General features: G+C 36.1%; 22 protein-coding genes and 1 other annotated feature. Of the genes, 4 read left to right on the top strand and 18 right to left on the bottom strand.

Annotated features, from left to right (window positions below; genetic code table 11):
* Positions 1-6 precede the first annotated feature (6 nt).
* A complete protein-coding gene (locus LW139_RS06180; RefSeq protein WP_166539064.1) occupies positions 7-621 on the bottom strand; it encodes a fimbrial protein in 615 nt (204 codons plus the stop codon).
* 480 nt (positions 622-1101) lie between these two features.
* On the bottom strand, positions 1102-1470 hold the full coding sequence (locus LW139_RS06185; RefSeq protein ID WP_109410089.1) for a winged helix-turn-helix transcriptional regulator: 369 nt from the start codon (positions 1468-1470) through the stop codon (positions 1102-1104).
* A gap of 98 nt (positions 1471-1568) precedes the next feature.
* Between LW139_RS06185 and nfsB the strand changes: the two genes are divergently transcribed.
* Positions 1569-2222: an oxygen-insensitive NAD(P)H nitroreductase gene (nfsB, locus tag LW139_RS06190; RefSeq protein ID WP_227336623.1), complete on the top strand. Its 654-nt coding sequence runs from the start codon at positions 1569-1571 to the stop codon at positions 2220-2222.
* Between the two features lie 137 nt (positions 2223-2359).
* On the opposite strand, the gene LW139_RS06195 is transcribed toward nfsB, so the two are convergent.
* The 6 genes from LW139_RS06195 to LW139_RS06220 form a co-directional block, all read right to left on the bottom strand.
* A complete protein-coding gene (locus LW139_RS06195) occupies positions 2360-4402 on the bottom strand; it encodes a S8 family serine peptidase (protein ID WP_247850778.1) in 2043 nt (680 codons plus the stop codon).
* A 200-nt stretch (positions 4403-4602) separates the two neighbouring features.
* On the bottom strand, positions 4603-4764 hold the full coding sequence (locus LW139_RS06200; RefSeq protein ID WP_166539067.1) for a hypothetical protein: 162 nt from the start codon (positions 4762-4764) through the stop codon (positions 4603-4605).
* A 359-nt stretch (positions 4765-5123) separates the two neighbouring features.
* A complete protein-coding gene (locus LW139_RS06205; protein ID WP_208105077.1) occupies positions 5124-6476 on the bottom strand; it encodes a dicarboxylate/amino acid:cation symporter in 1353 nt (450 codons plus the stop codon).
* A 385-nt stretch (positions 6477-6861) separates the two neighbouring features.
* Entirely contained in the window at positions 6862-7227 is a 366-nt protein-coding gene (locus LW139_RS06210; protein ID WP_227336626.1) for a hypothetical protein, read from the bottom strand.
* A gap of 178 nt (positions 7228-7405) precedes the next feature.
* Positions 7406-8755: a dicarboxylate/amino acid:cation symporter gene (locus LW139_RS06215; RefSeq protein WP_227336627.1), complete on the bottom strand. Its 1350-nt coding sequence runs from the start codon at positions 8753-8755 to the stop codon at positions 7406-7408.
* 430 nt (positions 8756-9185) lie between these two features.
* Positions 9186-9680 (bottom strand): YbaK/prolyl-tRNA synthetase associated domain-containing protein, encoded by a 495-nt coding sequence (locus LW139_RS06220; RefSeq protein WP_166539070.1) that lies wholly within the window; start codon positions 9678-9680, stop codon positions 9186-9188.
* A gap of 312 nt (positions 9681-9992) precedes the next feature.
* On the opposite strand from LW139_RS06220, the gene yiaY reads away from it, so the two are divergent.
* Complete coding sequence (gene yiaY, locus LW139_RS06225) at positions 9993-11144, top strand: L-threonine dehydrogenase (protein ID WP_166539071.1); 1152 nt, start codon at positions 9993-9995, stop codon at positions 11142-11144.
* Between the two features lie 148 nt (positions 11145-11292).
* Here the strand turns inward: yiaY and hisIE are convergent, their stop codons facing one another.
* From hisIE to hisG, 8 genes are read right to left on the bottom strand one after another with little or no spacing between them, the layout of a single operon-like run.
* The gene (gene hisIE / locus LW139_RS06230; RefSeq protein ID WP_413685624.1) at positions 11293-11910 is read right to left on the bottom strand and encodes a bifunctional phosphoribosyl-AMP cyclohydrolase/phosphoribosyl-ATP diphosphatase HisIE; all 618 of its coding nucleotides are present in this window, start codon (positions 11908-11910) and stop codon (positions 11293-11295) included.
* Positions 11910-12683, bottom strand: coding sequence for an imidazole glycerol phosphate synthase subunit HisF (gene hisF, locus LW139_RS06235; RefSeq protein WP_109410083.1), 774 nt, complete (start codon positions 12681-12683; stop codon positions 11910-11912). Before hisF ends, hisIE begins: the two co-directional genes overlap by 1 nt.
* Entirely contained in the window at positions 12665-13402 is a 738-nt protein-coding gene (gene hisA, locus LW139_RS06240; protein ID WP_109410082.1) for a 1-(5-phosphoribosyl)-5-[(5-phosphoribosylamino)methylideneamino]imidazole-4-carboxamide isomerase, read from the bottom strand. Before hisA ends, hisF begins: the two co-directional genes overlap by 19 nt.
* Before the next feature lie 6 nt (positions 13403-13408).
* Positions 13409-13999: an imidazole glycerol phosphate synthase subunit HisH gene (gene hisH / locus LW139_RS06245; RefSeq protein WP_109410081.1), complete on the bottom strand. Its 591-nt coding sequence runs from the start codon at positions 13997-13999 to the stop codon at positions 13409-13411.
* The gene (hisB, locus tag LW139_RS06250; protein WP_109410080.1) at positions 13999-15066 is read right to left on the bottom strand and encodes a bifunctional histidinol-phosphatase/imidazoleglycerol-phosphate dehydratase HisB; all 1068 of its coding nucleotides are present in this window, start codon (positions 15064-15066) and stop codon (positions 13999-14001) included. Before hisB ends, hisH begins: the two co-directional genes overlap by 1 nt.
* Before the next feature lie 45 nt (positions 15067-15111).
* Complete coding sequence (gene hisC, locus LW139_RS06255; protein ID WP_247850780.1) at positions 15112-16194, bottom strand: histidinol-phosphate transaminase; 1083 nt, start codon at positions 16192-16194, stop codon at positions 15112-15114.
* Positions 16184-17512, bottom strand: coding sequence for a histidinol dehydrogenase (gene hisD, locus LW139_RS06260; RefSeq protein ID WP_247850782.1), 1329 nt, complete (start codon positions 17510-17512; stop codon positions 16184-16186). The genes hisC and hisD overlap by 11 nt, the downstream gene beginning before the upstream one ends.
* A gap of 6 nt (positions 17513-17518) precedes the next feature.
* Complete coding sequence (hisG, locus tag LW139_RS06265) at positions 17519-18418, bottom strand: ATP phosphoribosyltransferase (protein ID WP_109410077.1); 900 nt, start codon at positions 18416-18418, stop codon at positions 17519-17521.
* Positions 18419-18462: 44 nt separating this feature from the next.
* Positions 18463-18593, bottom strand: a sequence feature (His leader region).
* A 356-nt stretch (positions 18594-18949) separates the two neighbouring features.
* Between hisG and LW139_RS06270 the strand changes: the two genes are divergently transcribed.
* The gene (locus LW139_RS06270) at positions 18950-19771 is read left to right on the top strand and encodes an SDR family oxidoreductase (RefSeq protein ID WP_247850783.1); all 822 of its coding nucleotides are present in this window, start codon (positions 18950-18952) and stop codon (positions 19769-19771) included.
* Here LW139_RS06270 and LW139_RS06275 read toward each other — a convergent pair.
* Entirely contained in the window at positions 19768-20388 is a 621-nt protein-coding gene (locus tag LW139_RS06275) for a glutathione S-transferase family protein (RefSeq protein ID WP_247850784.1), read from the bottom strand. The two genes, LW139_RS06270 and LW139_RS06275, sit on opposite strands and share 4 nt — an antisense overlap.
* A 157-nt stretch (positions 20389-20545) precedes the next feature.
* On the opposite strand from LW139_RS06275, the gene LW139_RS06280 reads away from it, so the two are divergent.
* Positions 20546-21748, top strand: a complete 1203-nt coding sequence (locus LW139_RS06280; protein WP_247850785.1) for a serine hydrolase — start codon at positions 20546-20548, stop codon at positions 21746-21748.
* A gap of 148 nt (positions 21749-21896) precedes the next feature.
* On the opposite strand, the gene LW139_RS06285 is transcribed toward LW139_RS06280, so the two are convergent.
* Positions 21897-23567 carry a formate--tetrahydrofolate ligase gene (locus LW139_RS06285; protein WP_247850786.1) on the bottom strand — a complete coding sequence of 557 codons (1671 nt, stop codon included), beginning with the start codon at positions 23565-23567 and terminating at the stop codon, positions 21897-21899.
* Between the last annotated feature and the right edge of the window lie 102 nt (positions 23568-23669).

Raw genomic sequence — 23669 nt, forward strand, 5'->3', positions numbered from 1 at the left:
ATCCAATTACTTATATTGCAGAGTATAAACAACACTACTATTAACTTTACCAGCAGTTGTTGTACCTGTTGCGTAGTATTCAACAGCATAAGGTAATGTTGCTGAAAATGTATCAGAATCAATGTCTACATAAGATGTATTAGTGACTTGTGAGGTACTACCAACTTTAATTGGAGCAAAATTATTACTACCATCTAGTAATTGTAAATTAACAAAAGTAGCACCTGTAGCACTGGTATCCATATTTTTAAGTCGTCCAGTCACTGGATCAACGGTGACCCCTGCTTCAAAAAATGCTGAGACAAGACTGTGAGTAACATCGCTTGAATCTGAATTCATTCTCCAAATAGTAATAGTAGGAATTACATTTTCGCAATCGTGTAGATTCATATTAAATGCAGTCCGGCCAGTTACTTGACCAGCTTGAGTTAATACATTTGTACTTACTGTAGGTAAAGTAATGGTTGCATTAGGTCCTTGTCCTTCTATATCAACTTTACAAGTTGTTGTTGTTAATAGACCATTAAAATTTATAGTACCCGTATTATCGTCAGCAAATACTGTACCTACTGTTAAGCTCAATGCGATAGCTAATGATGTACTCAAAAAAGTTTTCTTCATAGAAACTCTCTAAAATAGTAATTAATAAATAAAAGTAGTAGCCACGTTTTTATATAAAAATACTAGAATATAATTTTATAACAGATTAACTACGTTATTTTACTAATATATATATCATCTTAAAATAAATGAAATTGGTTTTTTCTATATAAATCAACTTAATAATAGTGAATTTCTATAAGAGAGTAATTATTATTAAAGGATTGAAAATCAATAAATTATGTTTTTATTTTATATAAATAAAGTTTTTATCATAATAAGATAGAGAAATAAGATGTATTCGTTTTTTATGTAATATATTTATCTAAATTACATCATTATAAGACTTGTTTTTATTTTATTTTATATTTAAATTACCCATTTAATGGGTATTATTTTCCTAAATTAAATTTTATAAATGATGTTAAATGTTTTTTCTCAGAAATATAGAAGAATATTAATTTCTTAAAGAAATTAATATTCTAATTAAGGAAAGTGTTATCATTTTCTATTGGCAGATCTTTTTAATATAGGAATTGCTCTTTCTTCTCCCCAGCTTTGTAGTGCTGCTAAAACGTGAGAGAGTGATTCTCCATCCTCGCTGAGTTTATATTCAACTTTGGGCGGAATTTCAGCATACACTTTGCGCTCGATAAGCCCGTCAGATTCAAGTTCACGTAACTGTTTAGTTAGCATTCTAGGTGTTATTGAAATAAGTTTTCTTTTTAGCTCATTAAATCGCAGTATTTTTCCCTGTAAATGGTAAAGGATCATGCCTTTTCCTTTTCCTCCCATCAGCTCTAAAGAGGCTTCAACCGGGCATCCATCATAGGTGTAGTCGTTATATCTATTCTTTTTAACAGTATCCATTTGTACCCTATATACATAAATTGTACGTACTTGCGAGATGGTAAATTATTATTAAAATGGCACAGATACAAGTGTCTTATTTGGAATAGGTGTAATAAATGAATTTATTAAATATATTGAAAACACGTTATGCGACAAAACATTTTGATAAAAACAAAGTGATCCCTGAGCAAGAATTAGAACAAATTAAAGCATTATTACAACTAAGCCCATCAAGTGTGAATACTCAACCGTGGCATTTTATCATCGCAAAAACGGATGAAGCGAAGCAGAAAATTGCCAGCTCAACAGAGGGTGGATATGAGTTCAATAAAGAGAAAATATTAAGTGCTTCACATGTTGTAGTTATGTGTGCAAGAAATACATTAACTGAAGAATATCTCTCTCATTTGCTTGAATTAGAAGATAAAGCAGGACGGTATCCAGCAGTCGAATTTAAAGAGCAAAATAACCTTGCAAGATCATTTTTTGTTAATCTACATGAAAAACAACTTGGCGATTTATCTCATTGGATAGAGAAGCAGGTTTATTTGAATATGGGATCATTATTACTAGGTGCGGCAACGTTAGGAATAGATGCTCTTCCAATGGAAGGTTTTGATCTATCAAAAATAGATTCAACATTTTCTTTAAATGATAAAGGTCTTCATGCCGTGACAATTGTTGCATTAGGTTATAGAGAAGAAGATGATTTCAATTACAATTTGCCAAAATCAAGATTACCACAAAGTGAAATTATCACAGATATTTAGATTTTAAGTTTTTGATTTAAACCTTACTTTATTGAGTGAAGTTTTTTATAATGGCTTTAGCCATAAATATAATAAAAGGTGCTAAATTAAGCACCTTTTTATTAACTCAATTAAATCAGAACGGTAGGGTATTAATTTTATTCTATATGAATATTAATTCTTACAGGCAATTTATATTCTCGATGCCCCCAAGAGTTAATATAAACAGGAAAAACCCCACTGTATTTTGTTGTATTTAAATGTGTGTTTTTTGCAGGATCATATATCAATCTTATTCTGAAATTTGAGCCCGTCGAGTTATCAGGTGCAGCGGCTGTATTCATAGCAAATAAACCAGAATCATTCCATTTATGTACTGTTAAATATAATACAGATACATTCCCATCACTATCAGATATTGGAATTTTCACTTGGCTTGATGTTTTACTTTGATCCCACCATTCTAATTTAGAAGGACCTTGTTGTGGATAATGTGCAATAATACCATTGTGTGGTAAATCCGTATATTGATAATAGAATGGAAGGTTTTCTAGTTTATATTCCTTAAGTTTAAATGAAGAATTAAGATTTAAATAATTAGATGAATATGAAAAGGGATTTATATTTACGAGTGGAGCCAGAATTTCTTTATCTAGCTCTCCCATTAATTGATCGACATTAGGTCTAACACCAATTCCATCTTTTACTCCTTCAGTGTAACTGGATTTTTTTAATAATGCTCTCATACTCTCTGGTGTTAACATAATGCCCATACTTTTGGCATGAGATTGTAATAATCCAAGAGCACTTGCACATAAAGGTGCGGCACTTGAAGTGCCATTAAATTTAGCAGTATATGTGGTAGTAGGATCATTATCTCGATTATATAAAGAGCCACCTCCTGTAGTTGCTACTTGAAAGCCCCATGAATTCACTAATGAGGTGGAGTGACCATAATTTGAAAAACCAGCTTTACTTCCATCATTAGGCATACAAGCACCCACTAATATGCCACCATTATCACCGTAATCTATAAATTGTGAGGGATCAGATAAATTAACGTTTGAATTACCTGCGGTATTGAGAACAATAACACCTTTTTGAGTTAGGTTATAAATGGTATCCCAGAATGATTTATACATGGATGCTGGAACCATTTTTTTTTCATGATTCCATGCACAGTATTCATAACTAACAATGTCTCCAGGTCTGGAATCACTTAAAACAGTACTCATTTGGTGAATATAATAAGAATATAGTTTTGCAGAATGAGCAATGCCCGTCATTCCAAAACCATTATTTTCAGCTGATATAACACCAACAGAACCTGTACCATGAATATTTTTTAATATTTCTTCTTTGGTTGTACCATTATTAGTAACAACAGTAATATTTTTATTTTGAAGGTCTTCATGAAAACTATTAACACCAAAATCAATATGTCGGATTACAGCTAATTGACCTGTATTTTCTTTAGCCCAAGCCTTTCGTACATTCATACCTTGATAGGGTTCATCGAGATATTTTTGATAATAAGAAAGATCAGGTGTCACTTCAGTAGTCGCTTTATCTAAATTAAAAGCGCTTTGTTTTATGTTATTAGATTCTAATAATTTAATACTATCAGGAGTGATAGAGACATAGACAATATCACTGTCCGCTTCTAATTTATCTGCGACAATTTTTACATCATTAACAGAGAGCGTACTTTTTAAAGTATAATACTCAAAGTTGTGAATAGGGTGATCTTTTTGAAATGAGGATAAATCAATAACCACTTTTTCTAAATCAAAAAATCCACGTTCTTTTTTCAGTAATTTATCTAATTTTGATTTTTTTCCTTTATTTATTTTTATTTGAATTGAGAATTTATCATTCTCATTAATCACTGGTTCTGAAAGTGAAGATAATTTATTCTCTAGCATTGAAAATAAAGGAGTTATTTTTTCCTTAATAAATTCTGATGGCTGAAAAACGACTTCATTAGAGGTGTGTTTACCGTCAGTATAATTAACCAGTACGGTATAAGTTCCAGGTGCATTGATATAAAAAGTCTGTCCGCACTGTATGCCGCTGATTTTTTCAATAACTTCATTGTTACTCATAAGGGATAGATCAAATTTCCCTCTATTTTCATTCACTTCTGCATAAATAGAAGGGGAACTGCTCATCATTTTATATACACTAATTTCATTACTCATAATATATTCCTTTGTTTAGTAAATAACTTCAAATCCATATAAAGCTGTATAAATATACAGTTGTTTTGCGAGATGAAAACATAAGAAAGTTCTTAAAGGTAAAATTTCCAATGTGGTATATAAAAAATACTTATTAATTACGGGTAGGTAAGAATGAATGAGGCAACAAAGTGTTGTTTAGCACATCAATTATAAAAATTTTATTTATTTTTATAATGAAAATTAAAAAAATCATTAAAAATATTCGCTAGCCATTGAGGTTTTTCCTCATGTACAACATGTGAAATAAAGGGCACATTCAGTAATGAGGCAGGTTCAATATTATCAACGATTTCTTGTGAATGAGATAAAGAAACCAGCATATCATTATCACCACGGTAGACTCACACAGGGCAGTGAATATTCTTAATTTTTTCATTAGGATAGCCAGTTTTACTTTGATCTAACCACATTATTTAGACTTGATAAAATAGGCGTTAAAAATCAGGTTTAGGATTAATGTCTTGTTAATCTTCACACTATTGAGGAAAATTGTATCGCCAATATTCAAGTGTAATCTTTTGATAGATCTCTTTAGCGGGATCATCATCCGTTAATTACCAACTAGCACGACAAAGTTTACCTATGACAGTCAAATCATCGGAAAAATATATGGCGATTATTTAATAAAAAGAGAGTGCTTAAATACTCTCTTTTTATTTTTTATTAAAAAATATAAAAACTATTGTTCAGATGCTTTTATATAATGTGTTTTTTCATTTATTTCATCTAATACTAAATCAGTATCTAGCTTGTTTTCTATTGATATTCTTCCACTAAAAACATCATTCATTCTCTCTTTGTCTAAGGCATTTTCCCAGCGAGCAACAACAATACAGGCGCAAGCATTGCCAACAAGATTGGTCAATGCGCGACATTCTGACATAAAGCGGTCAATACCTAGTATCAAAGCCATACCCGCAACGGGAACACTAGGAACAACCGATAATGTTGCTGCAAGAGTAATGAAACCGGCTCCTGTAACACCTGCTGCACCTTTTGAGCTGATCATGGCAACAAACAGTAATGTAATTTGTTCTGTTAATGACAAATCAACGCCTGTTGCTTGAGCGATAAATAATGCCGCCATGGTCATATAGATATTAGTGCCATCTAAATTAAAGGAGTAACCAGTTGGAATAACTAAACCGACAACGGATTTTTTACAACCCAGTTTTTCCATTTTACTCATTAATGTAGGTAGTGCGGCTTCAGACGAAGAAGTACCTAATACTAACCAAAGTTCATCTTTTATGTATTTAATTAAAGAGAGAATAGAAAAGCCATTATATTTAGCAACCGCACCCAAAACGACCAATACGAAAAGTAATGCTGTTAAATAAAAAGTAATTACCAACAACATTAAATTTCCAATGGAGGAAATACCATATTTACCTATCGTAAAAGCCATTGCACCAAAGGCACCAATAGGTGCTAACTTCATTAGCATACCAACCATCTTAAAAACAGGTTCACAAAGATGCTGTAAGAAATTTAATACAGGTTCACCCCGTGAACCTATTGATGCTAATGCCAGACCAAAAACTACAGAAACAAACAGCACTTGTAAGATATTACCGTTAACTAATGGACTAACGATAGTATCAGGGATGATATTCATGAAAAAATCAACAAGAGAAGAGCTGTGCGCCTGAGTGACATACATTTCTACTCGGCTACTGTCTAATGATTCAGGAGAGATATTTAAACCGTCACCAGGGCGAATAATATTGGCAGTGATTAATCCAATAACAAGTGCAATTGTAGAAAATGTGAGAAAGTAAATCATTGATTTACCCGCTACTTTTCCGACTGCTTTCATATTGTTCATACCAGCAATGCCGGTCACTACGGTTAGAAAGATAACAGGTGCGATGATCATTTTTACTATTTTGATAAATCCATCACCCAAAGGTTTGAATGACTCACCAATATCAGGGTAAAAATGTCCTAATAGAATACCGAAAATGATAGCAATAATAACTTGGATATATAACACACGATAAAAGGGGAGCTTGCGGGATGAAGTCTGCATAAAAATTCCCTGTAACTGAAAGATATTGACTAAATAAAAAAGAAATTATGATGTAAATTATTATTTACATTTATTTTGTTGTGACAGGTAACTTAAAGGTATGAGTAAATCAGGTCAATAAAATAAAGTTGATTTTATCAAATATTGTGCTCTTCATCTAAAAAATTAGATTTAATTTCAATTTATCGCCATTTGTGAGATTTATTTTTCTTAAATCAATAAGTTAATGAAATTATGGTTTGTTTTAATTTATTGTATTTCTTTAAAATTATGTGTGTTTGGCTTTGATTTTTGGTGAATAAAATGATTTAAATGTAAAAAATATGGGTAGTGAGAGGTAGAGGAGGAATTGGCTTGCAATTATTTGTTTTTATTGCATTTGTTTTTAAGGGAAAAATGAACCACTGATAAATCCTTCAATATAAATAAACTCTAACCAACAAATAAATAAGCATTCAGAAAGAACAATAATAAAGGCGAGTATTGCGGGAAACTCTGAAGTATCTCTCACTAAGATAAAAAAACGAGGTAGCGTGATTACAGAAAATAGTATTTTTATTGCCAAAGCAAACGCAACAAAATAAATAGCGATATTTAAAGAAAATACTTCAATTTGAATGAGTGGTACAACAGCTGTATAAAAAAGAATAACACTACTAAGAATTATTATGGCAGAGCCACCCAGCCAATATTTGAAAAATAAAAGTTTTAGAGAATATTGTTTTTTTATCAGATCTTTTAATATATTCACAAATTTGTCCTTAATTTATAAATTAAAAAATTATAAAAATAAGCAGGAAATAATCTATGAGAAAAAGAGAAAATAATAAATAAATTATAAAAAAGATAAGTGTTTATTCGTAGTGGTAAGGAATATAAAAAATAAAAGAGCACATATGTGCTCTTTTATGGATTATAAAAAATGGTCTTTATTTCACTGGAATTTTAATTGCATTATCAGATTCAATTTCAATAGGAGCTAATGGAGCATCCTCAATAAATTCACTTGATGTTCTGCCACTAAAGACATCATTCATTCTTTCTTTATCTAAGGCATTTTCCCAACGAGCAACAACGATACAAGCGCAAGCATTGCCCACAAGATTGGTTAATGCACGACACTCTGACATAAAGCGATCAATACCTAGAATTAATGCCATACCTGCGACAGGAACACTCGGTACAACGGATAAGGTTGCGGCTAAAGTAATAAAGCCTGCACCAGTAACACCAGCCGCACCTTTTGAACTGATCATTGCAACTAAAAGTAGTGTAATTTGTTCTGTTAATGAAAGATCGATACCAGTAGCTTGTGCAATAAATAGAGCTGCCATGGTCATATAGATGTTAGTGCCGTCTAAGTTAAAGGAATAACCTGTTGGAATAACTAAGCCGACAACGGATTTTTTACAACCTACATTTTCCATTTTACGCATTAAGCTAGGTAAAGCAGCTTCCGAAGAAGATGTACCTAATACTAACCAAAGTTCATCTTTAATATATTTAATTAAAGAGAGAATAGAGAAGCCATTATATTTTGCAACAGCACCTAACACGACAAGAACGAATAATAATGAAGTTATATAGAAAGTCAGAACAAGTAATACCAAGTTACTGATTGATGAAATACCATATTTACCAATAGTAAAGGCCATTGCACCAAAAGCACCGATAGGGGCTAATTTCATTAGCATACCGACCATTTTGAATACAGGTTCAGAGAAGTTTTGTAAAAACTTAAGAACTGGCTCACCACGAGTACCGATAGACGCTAAGGCAATACCAAAAACCACAGAAACAAACAGTACTTGTAAGATATTTCCATTAACTAATGGGCTAATAACCGTGTCAGGAATAATATTCATTAAGAAGCCAACAATTGATGAGTCATGCGCTTTTGCTACATAACTTTCTACTTTGCTCGCATCTAATGAGGCTGGGGAAATATTGAGACCATCACCAGGGCGAATAACGTTTGCAACAATTAAACCAATAATTAATGCAATGGTAGAGAAAGTCAGGAAGTAAGCCATGGATTTACCCGCAACTGTACCTACTGCTTTCATATTATTCATACCAGCAATACCCGTTACGACAGTTAAGAAGATAACTGGTGCGATGATCATTTTTACAATTTTGATAAATCCATCACCAAGAGGTTTAAAAGATTCACCAACGTCAGGATAAAAATGTCCAAGTAAGATACCGAGTAAAATGGCAACAATCACTTGCACGTATAATACTTTATAAAGCGGTTGTTTTTGAGTTGAAGTTTGCATGAAGATTTCCCTGCACCTATTGGTACATTATTTATATATTTATTTGTATGTTAGAAATAACTGAGATGTAAATATAATTTTACATTATTGTATTTTTATTGATGCTAACTTAAATGTATGAGTAATTTAGGTCAATAACATAAAATCTATTTAGTTAATTATTGAGTGCTGAATCGAAAAAAATAGTAAAAAAATCTATTTCGTACATTTATTGGCGTTAAAGGTAAGATAATGTGGAATTGGTGAGATAAATTCTGCTTTTTAAGTTATTATTGGTATTAAATATCGGCAAGGTTTTTGATCACATAATCTAAATATTACCTTTTGGCATGTAAATCTATATATACAATAAGAATCGATATCATGATAACAATTACCCTTAACTGAATAATGGCTAGGGTAATTGTTAAAAATAAATTAGCTCTTTTTATTACTCGCTTTCTTCGCGAATAAAAGAAATTAATTCAGGTTGTGCAATACGTTTGTAATCTTGTGTATTAAGAATAATTGAGCGTTCTAATGTGCCTGCATTAAAAGCGAGTTCATCAAAACGTTCAAAAAGTAGAGGGTCAGCCACAAGCTTTAATGCAGGGTGAAAACTAAAGGGAGGAATAGCACCAAATACACATTGGGTAAGATCGTCAACTTCTTTAGGGCTTGCTAGAGATGCCCTTGTTCCACCAATTTGATGAGCGAGTTTTGATAGATCGGCTTGTTTATCGGCGGGTAATATCGCAAGAACATGTTGTTTAATACCGTTACCTTTTATATGACAAACAAGTCCTTTTGCTCCCTGTCCTAATTGTGTTCCTCTAATTTTTGCAACTTCTTCAGAACGACCTGCGGTAGGGTGTTCCATTACACGATAAGTCGCATGGTTTTTATCTAATAAAGCAGTAAGTTGCTCGAAAATAGTCAAAGACATCAATGACTCCTGATTAATAAGTTATTTATTTAAGGTCATTATACGACTTTAAAAAAAATATTCTGCTGTGATGTTTATGGCTGGTTTTGATTATTTTGATAAGCTTTTCAAATTATTTTGTTACAAATGATAATATGTTAATAGTATTATCCTATTGAATTAATAGGGTAATTGGGCTTCTTTATTTAATTACCTGTAATAACATGATAAACAAATTGATATTTATTCATTATTTTGATGATGATCAATTTAAGAACAAAAAGAATAGAACATATTAAAACGTAGATTTAATTACTAAAAAGGAAGTCAATAATGGCAGTTTCAACATTCTATATCCCTTCTGTAAATAAAATTGGTGCTGGTTGCCTTGCTGATGCTGTAAGTTCAATGAAAGACTTCGGTTTTCATAAAGCGTTGATCGTCACTGATAGCATTTTAAATCAACTGGGTGTTGTTGATAAAGTCAGTAAGTTACTGACAGAAGCTGGTATTTCTAGCGTAACTTATGACGGAACTGCACCAAACCCTACTGTTGAGAACGTAGAAGCGGGTTTAGCTCTGCTGAAAGAAAATCAATGTGACTGTGTGATTTCTTTAGGCGGTGGTTCTCCACATGATTGCGCTAAAGGTATCGCGTTAGTGGCTTCTAATGGTGGAAAAATTGCAGATTACGAAGGTGTTGATCGTTCAGCTAAACCTCAATTACCACTGATTTCAATCAATACCACTGCAGGTACTGCATCAGAAATGACACGTTTTTGTATCATCACAGATACAGCGCGTCATATCAAAATGGCTATCGTTGATAAAAACGTCACTCCAATCTTATCTGTAAATGACTCAGAATTAATGATTGGTATGCCAAAAGGCTTAACCGCTGCAACAGGTATGGATGCATTAACTCATGCGGTGGAAGCGTATGTCTCAATCGCTGCAAACCCAATCACCGACGCGTGTGCATTAAAAGCAGTTACTATGATCAGCGAGTCTTTACGTAAAGTTGTTGATAATGGTGGTGATGCACAAGCTCGTGAAAACATGGCTTACGCTCAATTCTTAGCAGGTATGGCATTTAATAACGCTTCTTTAGGTTATGTACATGCTATGGCTCACCAATTAGGTGGTTTCTATAACTTACCTCATGGTGTGTGTAATGCGGTTTTATTACCACATGTTCAAGCTTATAACATCCAAGCCGCCGCGGGTCGCTTAAAAGATATCGCACAAGCAATGGGTGTTGATGTTTCTGCAATGAGCGATGAGCAAGGTGCTCAAGCATGTATCGAAGAAATTCGTAAAATGGCTAAAGATGTGGGTATTCCAGCTGGTCTAAAAGAATTAGGCGTGAAAGAAGAAGATTTCAAAACATTAGCTGAAAATGCGCTGAAAGATGCTTGTGCAATCACTAACCCTGTTCAGGGTACTGAAAGTGATGTTATCGAGTTATTCCGCCAAGCTATGTAATGCTCAAGACATAAATAACAACTGATACTTGTTATTTTATGTCTTAACTAAGTAATAAAAGCACCTCAAAATTTCTCGTTGAGGTGCTTTTTTGTTTATATGTTACTTTCTCGTTTGGTAGCTCTAGAGAGGATTAATTAGCTAGAAATTATTCGGCTTTTTTATGACGCTCTTGCAGGCAACCAATGACATCAGAGAGTGATAATGATTGGTCTTGTAACAATACCATTAAGTGATAGAGCAAATCAGAGGCTTCGTTTCTTAACTCTTCTCTGTCATTAACTGTGGCGGCTAATGCGGTTTCTACACCTTCTTCTCCAACTTTTTGAGCTATTCGTTTTGTACCGCTGGCGTAAAGACGGGCAGTGTACGAGCTATCTGGTGAAGCATTTTTACGCTCACGTAATATATTCTCCAGCTCATAGAGAAATCCCCACTGGCTTTGTGCAGGAGCAAAGCAACTTTCAGTGCCATTATGGCAAGTTGGTCCAATCGGGTTAGCTAAAATAAGTAAAGTATCATTATCACAGTCAGGATAAATATTGACTAACTTGAGAAAGTTGCCTGATGTTTCACCTTTAGTCCATAAACGTTGCTTAGTGCGAGAATAGAAAGTGATATTTCCACTTTTTAGTGTCATATCTAGCGCTTCTTTATTCATGTAGCCTAGCATTAATACATCACCTGAAATGGCATTTTGGATAATAACTGGCATGAGATTATCCACTTTTTCCCAATCTAATTGCGCTAATGTTTCACTATTCATTATATTCTTACCTTAACGTCATTTTTTGCAAGATATTGTTTTAATTCGTTAATGTTAATAATTTGTTTGTGAAAAACAGACGCTGCAAGTGCGCCATCAACATTGGCTAATTTGAAGGCATCAAGAAAGTGTGACATTTCGCCAGCACCACCAGAGGCAATAAGAGGTACATCTGCAACTTGGCGCACTTGAGCTAATTGTTTCAAGTCATAGCCTTGTCTTACACCATCTTGATTCATCATATTTAAAACAATTTCACCTGCGCCTAGCTTTTGAACTTCACGTACCCAATCAAGTGTTTTCCAGTGTGTTTGTTGAGTGCGTTTCTCATCACCTGTGAATTGATAAACTAGGTATTCACCTGTCTTTTCATCAAACCAAGTATCGATACCTACGACAACACATTGCACACCGTAGCGTTCTGCCAAGCGTGAAATCAATGTTGGATCAGAAAGCGCAGGGGAGTTGATCGAAATCTTGTCTGCCCCAAAAGAGAGAATTTTTCCTGCATCTTCAACAGAACGAATGCCACCAGCAACACAAAATGGTATATCAATGACTTCAGCGACGCGTGACACCCAGCTTTTATCAACAACTCGACCATCAGAAGAGGCGGTAATATCATAAAATACAAGCTCGTCAGCGCCTTCTTTGGCATAACGTTCAGCAAGAGGGACAATATCTCCAATAATTTCATGATTACGAAATTGAACACCTTTAACGACTTGTCCATCACGAACATCAAGACAAGGAATTATGCGTTTTGCCAACATGATATCGCCTCTTTTAATGTAAATTTGCCTTCTAATAATGCTCGACCAACAATAATACCAGTGACGCCAGATGCTGGAAGTGCTGCGATATCTTGTAAATTACCAATACCACCAGAAGCTTGAAATAAAATGTCAGGAAAACGTTGGCTAATTTCTGTATACAATTCAACGTTAGAGCCTGCCAATGTGCCGTCACGAGAAATATCGGTACACAACACATGTTTTAATCCGACACTTTGATAAAGTTCGATGATCTCTTCGAGGGTATAAGGGGAATTTTCTTGCCAGCCACTCACTGCTACCCATTTTTTGCCTTGTTTATCAATACGAACATCAAGGGCTAACACAATGGCATCTGCACCATAACGTTCAAACCAAGTTTTCACCATTTCGGGCTGACTGATTGCAGTAGAGCCAATAACAACTCTGCTTGCCCCTGCATCGAGTAATGATTTCACATCATCTTCAGTGCGAATGCCACCACCCACTTGTACTGGTATATTCACACAAGCAACAAGCTCTTTTAACAGTGAAATTTGGCGGGCAGAAGGATCTTTTGCACCTGTTAGATCCACTAAATGAAGGAGTTTTGCACCGTCTTTTTCATATTGTTGATAGCGTGTCAGCGGATTATCATCGTAATCGCGTTGTTTTGCATAATCACCTTGATGAAGGCGAACGACTTTTCCGTCAATTAAATCTAATGCTGGAATGATCATAACGCGTTACATCTCCAAAAAATTCTTGATAAGTTGGGCCCCAGCTTTTCCTGAGCGCTCTGGGTGAAATTGCACACCATAAAAATTATCTTTTTGAATTGCGCTACTAAAACGAGAGCCGTATTCAGTTTCGGCAATGGTTGATTCATTTAACGCTAAACCATAGCTGTGAACAAAATAGAACCAAGCATCGTTATCAAGAGAACGAAAAAGGGGATGGGCAGGCTTTGCTAATACTTGATTCCAACCCATATGAGGTAATGGTAAACCAGCTGTATCTAACTTATCAATTGTGCCATCAACTAACCCTAATAAAGGGACACCTTTGCCTTCTTCGCTCAGAGAAGCCAATATTTGCATGCCTAAACAAATCCCTAAAACAGGCTGTGTTAATGCTTTAATTAAAGGAATTAATTCGCGTGCTTCCAGTTGTTCCATTGCTGCGCGAGCCGTTCCCACTCCAGGTAAAAAGAGTTTATCCGCAGATAGCACAACGTTTTTTTCATAGGAAATAATGGGATCATAACCGAGTCGCTTAACGGCATAAGCGACGGAGGCTAAATTGGCACAACCTGTATCGAGAATAACCACTTTCATCACAGAACACCTTTTGAGCTTGGTAAAGTATTACCTTCAACACGAATGGCTTGGCGTAATGTACGACCAAAGACTTTGAATAAGCTTTCTGCTTTGTGGTGATCGTTTTTGCCTTTCGATTTTAGGTGTAATGTGCAACCCATGGTGTAAGAGAGTGAACGGAAAAAGTGTTCTATCATCTCAGTACTTAGATCACCGACACGTTGATATTTAAATTCTGCTTTGTATTCAAGGTGTGGGCGACCTGAAATATCTAATGCACAGCTTGCAAGGCATTCATCCATCGGTAATGTAAAACCAAAACGAGCAATGCCGCGTTTATCACCCAATGCTTCACGCAGGGCTTCACCTAAAGCAAGACCCGTGTCTTCAACAGTGTGGTGATCGTCAATCACTAAGTCGCCTTGTACATTGATGTTCATACGAAAACCGCCGTGAGTGGCAATTTGATCAAGCATATGATCAAAGAAGCCAACACCAGTGCTGATTTGGCTGTCACCTTCACGATCAAGCCAAATATCAATAGCAATTTGCGTCTCTTTTGTCTTACGTTCAACGTGAGCGTAGCGATCTTTTTTGGTGAGTTGTTCTGTGATGACCGCCCAATTAAGCTCATTGGAATTATAAAGTAAGCCTTTGATACCCATATTTTCAGCTAACTGAATATCTGTTTGTCTATCGCCAATAACGTAGCTGTTATCTTTATCGAGTGCGCCATCAACTAAGTATTGTGTCACAAGCCCTGTTTCAGGTTTGCGACAAGGGCAGTTATCTTCAGGTTTATGAGGACAAATTAAAACATCATCAAAAGTTATTCCCTGTGATGACAAAATTTGCATCATCAAATTATGTGGAGGATCGAAATCCGCTTGAGGAAAACTTTCTGTACCTAATCCATCTTGATTAGTGATCATAATAAGCTTGTAACCTGCTTTTTGTAGCGCGGTCAGTGCGGGGATTACACCATTTTCAAAGGCGAGTTTATCGAGTCTATCAACTTGATAATCTGTAGGTGGCTCGGTGATTAAAGTGCCATCACGGTCAATAAAAAGAATTTTTTGGCTCATGGTAAGCTCCCTCAGTTGCGATTTTTGTTGTTATCGTTTTATCTTTTATACGTTTGCAGTTTGAATGTTTTTTATAGCGTTGATCACGCTATCACATTCTTCGGTAGTACCGATAGAAATACGCAAGCAACCATTAAGCCCATATTGACGTTGTTGATCGCGTAAAATAATCCCTTGCTCCCATAAAGTACGGAAAACCTGATTAGCATCAGTGAATTTCACTAAAATATAGTTGGTTTCACTGTTATAAACCTGCTCGACATTCGGTAATTTTTTTAACGCTTCAGATAAGACCGCTCTGTTACGTGATATTTCAGCAACACGATTCTTCATCACATCAATACCTACCTCAGTTAATGCTTGTGCTGCAATATCGGCAACAGGTGTTGACAATGGATATGGGGCGATCACTTTTAGTAATAATTCAATGACTGGTGGATTGGCAAGCGTAAATCCACAGCGCAACCCTGCTAATGCAAATGCTTTCGATAAGGTGCGCAAAATGACTAAATTCGGATAATCTTCAAGCCATGAAACAATTGATGCTTGTGGACAAAATTCTATATAAGCTTCATCAACTGCAACTATAGCTTTGCCTTTAGCGAGTTCTAATACATCACGAATAAGTGAAGGGTTAACAATGTTTCCTGTTGGGTTATTGGGGCTACAAATATAGACCAGTTTTACATTATCAAGCTTTGATGCAATGGCTTTGACGTCAGGGCTCCAATCAGCAAGTGTAGGGACAACACGTTGTTCTATACCAAATGTTTCTGCACTTACGCTATACATGCCATAAGTGGGAGGACAATAAAGCACAGCATCTTTACTAGGTTCGCAAAACGCACGAATAAGTAGTTCAATGGCTTCATCTGCCCCACGACTGACTAAGACTTGATTTGGATTAACACCTGCATATGCAGCATAACGATTAATGACATTAACAGGCTGACACTCAGGGTAACGGTTTAAATTTTTTTCATTAAAAGTAAATTCAGGTGCAACAGGGTATTCATTTGCATTTAACCAAACCGAACCATTTCCGCCTAAACGTCTAGCAGATTGATAAGGAGTTAACTCACGTACATTTTTTCGGGCAAGTGAGGTGATATCAAATTCATTTTTCATCGTTATTTTTCCCCTGAGCCAAAGCATTAACACGAAGTGTGACCGCATTTTTGTGAGCGGTTAATTGTTCAGCTTGCGCTAGTATTTCAATAGTTTGTGCTAAATCAGATAAACCTTGTGCTGTGAGTTTTTGTACAGTCATGCGTTTCATAAAGTCAGCTAGACCTAAACTTGAGTAGGTTGAGGTATAACCATAAGTCGGTAGAACATGATTAGTGCCTGAAGCATAATCTCCCGCAGATTCAGGAGACCAAGCACCAAGAAAAACAGAACCGGCACTGGTAATGCTATCAACACGTGCATCAGCATCATTAGTTTGAATAATCAAGTGTTCAGGGCCATAGCTATTGCTGATTTCAATACATTGATCGAGATCGCGAGTAATAATGACTCGACTTTCAGCTAAAGCTTGTTTGGCAATTTCAGCTCGGCTTAATTGAGTAAGTTGTGTTTCCGCTTCAGCAATAACGGCTTTGGCTAATGTTTCATCTGGGGTTAATAATACGACTTGTGAATCAGGGCCATGCTCTGCTTGCGACAGTAAGTCAGCAGCAATGAATGCAGGATTTGCATCTGCATCAGCAATCACCAAAACTTCTGAAGGGCCTGCTGGCATATCAATAGCTGCACCTTGTAGCGATTGGCTGACTTGACGTTTGGCTTCCGTAACATAAGCATTACCGGGGCCAAAAATTTTATCTACTTTAGGGATAGATTCTGTACCAAACGCCATTGCGGCAATCGCCTGCGCGCCACCCACTTGGAATATTTCATCAATACCAATTTGTTGAGCAATATATAAAATTTCATCAGCAATAGGAGGGGGTGAGCAAAGAATAACTTTGCGACAACCTGCAATACGCGCTGGGATACCTAACATCATTACGGTTGAAAGTAATGGAGCCGAACCACCAGGAATATAAAGTCCTACAGCATCAATGGGTCTGCTTACTTGTTGACAAAATACACCAGGTTGAGTTTCCACGTTGATAGTGTTAGGAATTTGAGCTTCATGAAAACGACGAATATTATTCATCGCCTGTGCTATTGCTTGTTTTATTTCGTTATTTAGTCTTGTTGTGGCTTCATCAATTTGCGTTTTTGGCACCAATACACTTTCCGGCGCTGCCTTATCGAATTTTTGGCTAAGTGCTTTAAGCGCTTTATCCCCATCATTGCGTACCTGTGAAATGATGCTAGCAACTTGTTCTGTAATTGAACCGGATGCTGAAATAGCAGGGCGAGTTAATAGCACTTGTTGCTGTTCTTGCGTGCATTCATTCCAGTAAGTTAATGTATTAAAACCCGTTTTCATCATTTCACCTTATTCCATCATTTTTTCAATTGGTAAAACAAGAATTGAACTCGCACCTAATGCTTTTAGTTTTTCCATGGTTTCCCAGAATAGGGTTTCACTGCTGACCATGTGCATTGCAACGCGATTCTGGTCACCCGCAAGAGGCAGAATAGTAGGTCTTTCAGCACCAGGAAGTAACGCAATGACATCTTCGAGGCAATCACTTGGTGCGTGTAACATAATGTATTTTGATTCTCGAGCTTGGATGACACCTTGAATACGCGTCAGTAAACGGTCGATAAGGGCTTGTTTGTCGGTTTCCATTTCTCCGTCGCGTTGGATCAAACACGCTTTTGAACGGTAAATAACTTCAACTTCTTTCAGACCGTTAGCTTCTAATGTTGCACCAGTAGAAACTAAGTCACAGATAGAGTCAGCAAGACCTGCACGAGGAGCGACTTCAACAGAGCCATTTAATAGACATGATTTAAATTTGATGCCTTTTTGGTCTAAATAACGTTTTAGTAGATTGGGGTAAGAGGTGGCAATACGTGTATTATCTAGGCATTCAACACCTTGATAGTCGAAATCAACAGGAGTCGCAAGAGATAAACGGCAACCACCAAAATCGAGGCGTCGTAGCGTGAGATAGCTTGGGTTTTCGCCTTGTGCACGGCGTTTTAATAATTCTTCTTCTAATACGTTTTCACCAATAATCCCTAAATCAACCACGCCGTCCATCACTAGACCTGGAATATCGTCATCTCTTACACGTAAAATATCGATTGGCATATTTTCCGCATAAGCGATCAGACGTTGTTGGTTTAAGTTAATTTTGATGCCACAACGCGCTAAAAGGGCACGAGACTCATCACTTAAACGACCTGATTTTTGCATTGCAATTCTTAATCTTGTTTTGTCTAACATAATATTACCCTGTCCTTGTCTCAATTTTTTGTTTAAAAATTAGCTATAAAAAAACCCCGGAAGTTGCCTTCCGGGGTTTTTATTGTTTGTCTGCATTCAGACCACCGGAAGCGTTTCTTAAACGTCTTCCAGCACTCATCGCCTGAAAGACTAGTCAGGATGATGGTGATGATGGTGGTTTAGTTGAATGCTATACATAATTATTTTCCTAGCTAATTACACTATTTGTTATTTGATATGCCCGTTACTATTAATTTGTATTTAGTAACCAACATTCAGAATTTGTCTGCCTTTCAACCTACATGATTTGCAAAGTGAAAAGCAACCTATTTTTTAATAATAATTTAATTATTTTGTAACCTTTTGTTTTTAATGCTATTTTAATATTTCTCTTATTTACTTAATGTGGTAAGTGAGCGAGTATATGGGGGTATGCTAAAAATTAACGAAATATAAGTAGTATTTATATGTAATGGCGAAATGAAAATTTTATAGCATACTTTAACTAAGCCATTTAAGTAGGGGAGCAAAATGAAACGAATAACCATCGTTGGATTAGGTTGGTTAGGTTTACCACTTGCCGCTGCGTTGCGTGATGCAGGTTATCAAGTTAAAGGGACTAAAACCACCGAAGATGGCGTAGAAGCAGCAAGAATGAGTGGCGTTGATTGCTGTTTAGTGAATTTAACACCCGCAATTGAATGTGATAGAGATGATTTTGATTACTTAATGGAAACTGACGTACTGATCATCACGTTGCCACCAAGTGCCGCTGGTGGCGGTTATGATTATGTTGAAGCTATTCAAACGTTAGTGGATAGTGCAATGTCTCGCCATGTTACAAGAGTGATTTATATTAGTTCTACTTCTGTATATGGCAATCAAACAGGTAATATCACAGAAGAAATGGATATTCGACCAGAAACACAATCGGCAAAAATGTTAGCTGAAGTTGAAAATTGGTTACATCGTTTACCGTTAACCACAGTTGATATTCTTCGATTGGCTGGGTTAGTTGGCCCCGGTCGTCATGCTGGACGTTTTTTATCAGGTAAAAAACAGGTAAAAGGCGCGCATCAGTGTGTCAATTTAGTCCATTTAGATGATGTAATTTTTGCGGTTGAACAACTGCTTGCACAAAATGAAGGTGGTCATTTATATAATTTATGTGCCCCAATTCATCCTAAAAAGAAAGATTTTTACTCAAGAGTATCCTCTCTGCTTGATCTTATTCCCCCAGAATTTGCAGATGAAGAGAAGCCGTTAATACGGGAGATTGACGGTCAGGAGATCTGTCGAGATCTTGGATTCCATTACCATTATCCAGATCCCGACAAAATGCCAATGAATTAACTTACAGGCAGTAACACGATATCACGGAAAAGAGATCTTTCACTTAATTGTGTAAACCATCGTTCAATATGTGGGAAGTGAGGTCGGTCTTTACAAATCTCGAGCCATGGATAAACCAGTGGTGCGATAGCGATATCAGCAAGAGAGATCTCATCTCCAGCAAAATAAGTTGTTTTTGCCAGTTGGTTATCTGCAATTTTTATCAGTTTGTTAAGCTTTTCTTTTAATGCTTCAACAAGCTCGGGGTTCTGTTGCTCTTTAGGTGTGCGAACAATCATTATCATCATTTGTTGAATGGGTGAAAATAGGCTGCCATTTGACCAATCCATCCATTTTTCTACATTTGCTCGTTGTTTAGGATCAATTGGATAGAGTGCGTTATTCTCATATTTTGAGCATAAATAACGAATAATGGTATTAGACTCCCATAACACAAAGTCATCATCTTGTAATGTTGGGATAGAAGCGTTGGGATTCATTGCTAAATAATTTGCTTCATTGAGTCCGCCAAATGGGCCTCCAACATCAATTTGCTCATAAGGAACATTTAACTCCTTTAAGCACCAAAGAACTTTTTTAACGTTAGATGAGTTTTTTCTACCCCAGACTTTTAACATAAAGGTCTCCTAAACCACGATAAGTAATAAAATTTCCCTCTATAGGGCGCTAAACATGAATATAAGATAAATCTCTATATATCAATGTTGGCGTCTTATTCCAGAAAGCCATATAGTAGGAAAGCTTTAACAAATTGATATAAAAGGGTGATCGGTAATGAAAAAAAATATTCCATCTGTTCTGGGTAAGGTTACCGCGGGAATGGGTTTACTGCTAATTATTTCTAGTCCTTCATTTGCGGTAAATAATCCTGTACCTCCTCAAATAGAGGCAAAATCTTATGTATTAATGGATTACAATAGCGGAAAAATTTTGGCATCGGAGAAACCTGATGAGCGTTTAGATCCCGCAAGTCTGACCAAAATCATGAGTAGCTATGTGGTTGGACAAGCCATCAAAGAAGGGCGAATGTCGCCAGACGATATGGTGATTGTAGGGCGCAATGCGTGGGCAACAGGTAATCCGGTATTAAAAGGTTCATCATTGATGTTCTTGAAACCGGGTGATCAGGTCAAAGTCATTGATTTAAATCGTGGTATGGTCATTCAATCAGGTAATGATGCGAGTATCGCATTAGCTGAACATGTTGCGGGCAGTCAGGAAACCTTTGTGGATTTAATGAACTCCTATGCTAACAATCTGGGTTTAAAAAATACGCACTTTAAAACAGTCCATGGATTAGATTCTGACGGGCAATATACAACAGCACAAGATATGGCACTGTTAACAGCTGCTATGATCCGTGATGTTCCTTCAGAATACGAAATACATAAAGAAAAAGAATTTACATTCAACAATATTCGTCAGCCAAACCGCAATCGTTTATTGTGGAATAAGAATATGAATGTTGATGGTGTGAAAACAGGTCACACGAGTGGTGCTGGATATAATCTTGTATCTTCGGCAACTGAAGGTGATATGCGCTTAATTGCGGTTGTTTTAGGAACTCCATCAGATAAAATCCGTTTTGCTGAAAGTGAAAAATTATTAGGCTGGGGTTTTCGTTTTTTCGAAACGGTAACACCGGTTAAAGAAAACACACCACTAACAACGCAAAAAGTATGGTATGGCGATAAAGGTGAAGTGGCTTTAGGTGTCGCTAATGATGCTTCAATCACTATTCCTAAAGGTGAACTGAAAAATTTAAAAGCCTCGTTTACTTTAACTAATCCAGTATTAGAAGCGCCACTAACGCAAAATCAGGTTGTGGGTACAGTTAACTTCTTATTAAACAATGAAATCATTGAACAACGTCCTTTAGTGGTAAAAGAAGCGGTTGAAGAAGGTGGTTTCTTTAGTCGTATTTGGGATTTTGTGGTTAAAACAGTATCTGGCTGGTTTAACGCTATTTTTGGTTAATTTATCAATAATAGTTTTATCAATGCGTTACTGAGATTTCACCCATAAAGAAAGATTAGTTGTTGTTTTTAAAAAAAATCCGTAATTAAAATAATGATTACGGATTTTTTGTATTTAATGAGATAAAGAGATTGCACACTTTAGAGATTTAAATAAGTCCATCAATTTTCCCTTGATTATCAACATCTACGGCAATGGCTGCTGGCGTTTTCGGTAGTCCAGGCATAGTGGTGATAGAGCCTGTCAGTGCGACAACAAAGCCAGCACCAGCAGAAACATACACTTCGCGCACATTTATCGAAAAATCAGTAGGGCGACCTAATAAAGCGGGATTATCCGAGAGAGAATATTGTGTTTTTGCCATACATACGGGGAAATGACCGAAACCCATATTTTCTATTTTTTCCAACATTTTGCGAGCATGTTGGCTATAGGTCACACCATTTGCTCCATAGATCTCTTTTGCGACAGTATTAATTTTTTCACTAAGTGAGGCATTATCAGGATAAATTAATTGGAATTGACTATGTTCATTTTCAAGTGTATCAATGACTTGATTCGCTAATTCAATACCGCCTGCGCCCCCTTTTTCCCACACTTTTGTAATTGCAAATCGACAATCCCTATCTAGACAAAATTGCTCGATAAACTGATGTTCTGCAATACTATCGGTAACATAGGCATTAAGTGAAACAATCACAGGTAAGCCATATTTTTTAAGGTTTTCAATATGTTTTTCTAGATTGACAATACCTTTTTCAAGCGCAACTAAATCCTCATTATTCCATTCTCCTTTCCCTAAGCCACCGTTATATTTTAGTGCTTTTGTAGTCACAACAATCACTGCACAATCTGGGTGTAATCCACTTATTCTGCATTTTATATCAAAGAATTTTTCAGCACCTAAATCAGCACCAAAACCCGCTTCTGTAATAGTGATATCAGCAAGTTGAAGAGCCAATTTTGTTGCTCTCACACTATTACAACCATGGGCAATATTAGCGAATGGGCCACCATGAATAATTGCTGGCGTATTTTCGAGTGTCTGCACTAGATTAGGGTTAATAGCATCTTTTAACAAACTGGCCATTGCGCCAACAGCTTGTAAATCGTTTGCAGTGATAGGGGCGCCATTGTAAGAATAAGCAACAATGATCTGAGAAAGTCTTTGTTTTAAGTCTTGAATATCCTCAGCTAAACATAGGATTGACATAATTTCAGAAGCAACAGTAATAACAAAGTTATCTTCTCTTGTGATACCGTCTTTTTCGCCACCCAATCCCACAACAATATTTCGTAAAGCGCGATCGTTCATATCCATACAACGTTTAAACACGATTTTCTTAGGATCGATATTTAAAGGATTACCTTGATAAATGGAGTTATCAAGCATGGCGGCCAGTAAGTTGTTTGCTGATGTAATCGCATGAAAATCGCCAGTAAAATGAAGATTAAGATCTTCCATTGGCACAACTTGAGAATAACCACCCCCAGCGGCTCCCCCTTTAATGCCAAAGCAAGGGCCTAATGAGGGTTCGCGTAATGCGATAATGGCACTTTTTCCAATATGGTTAAGGGCTTGCCCTAATCCAACGGTGACGGTTGTTTTACCTTCACCTGCTGGGGTAGGATTAATTGCGGTGACTAAAACCAGTTTTCCTGTTTTTTTTGTAGCAACTTTAGGCCAAATGCTGTGGCTAAATTTAGCTTTGTATTTGCCATAAAACTCGATATCGTCTTGATCAATATTTAAATTTTTAGCAATGTCTTGAATTGGTAAGAGGTGTGCTTCTTGGGAGATTTGAATATCTGATTTCATTTTAGTTCTCTTTTTTATCCCGCTTTTGATGTCTCTAGTGATCTTTACTCATCAACTGTAGCCAAGGATCTAAATAAGGCCAATAGATTGATTAAGTTGTAA

This window comes from Proteus vulgaris (assembly GCF_023100685.1).
In the GTDB taxonomy this organism is placed as follows: Bacteria; Pseudomonadota; Gammaproteobacteria; order Enterobacterales; family Enterobacteriaceae; genus Proteus.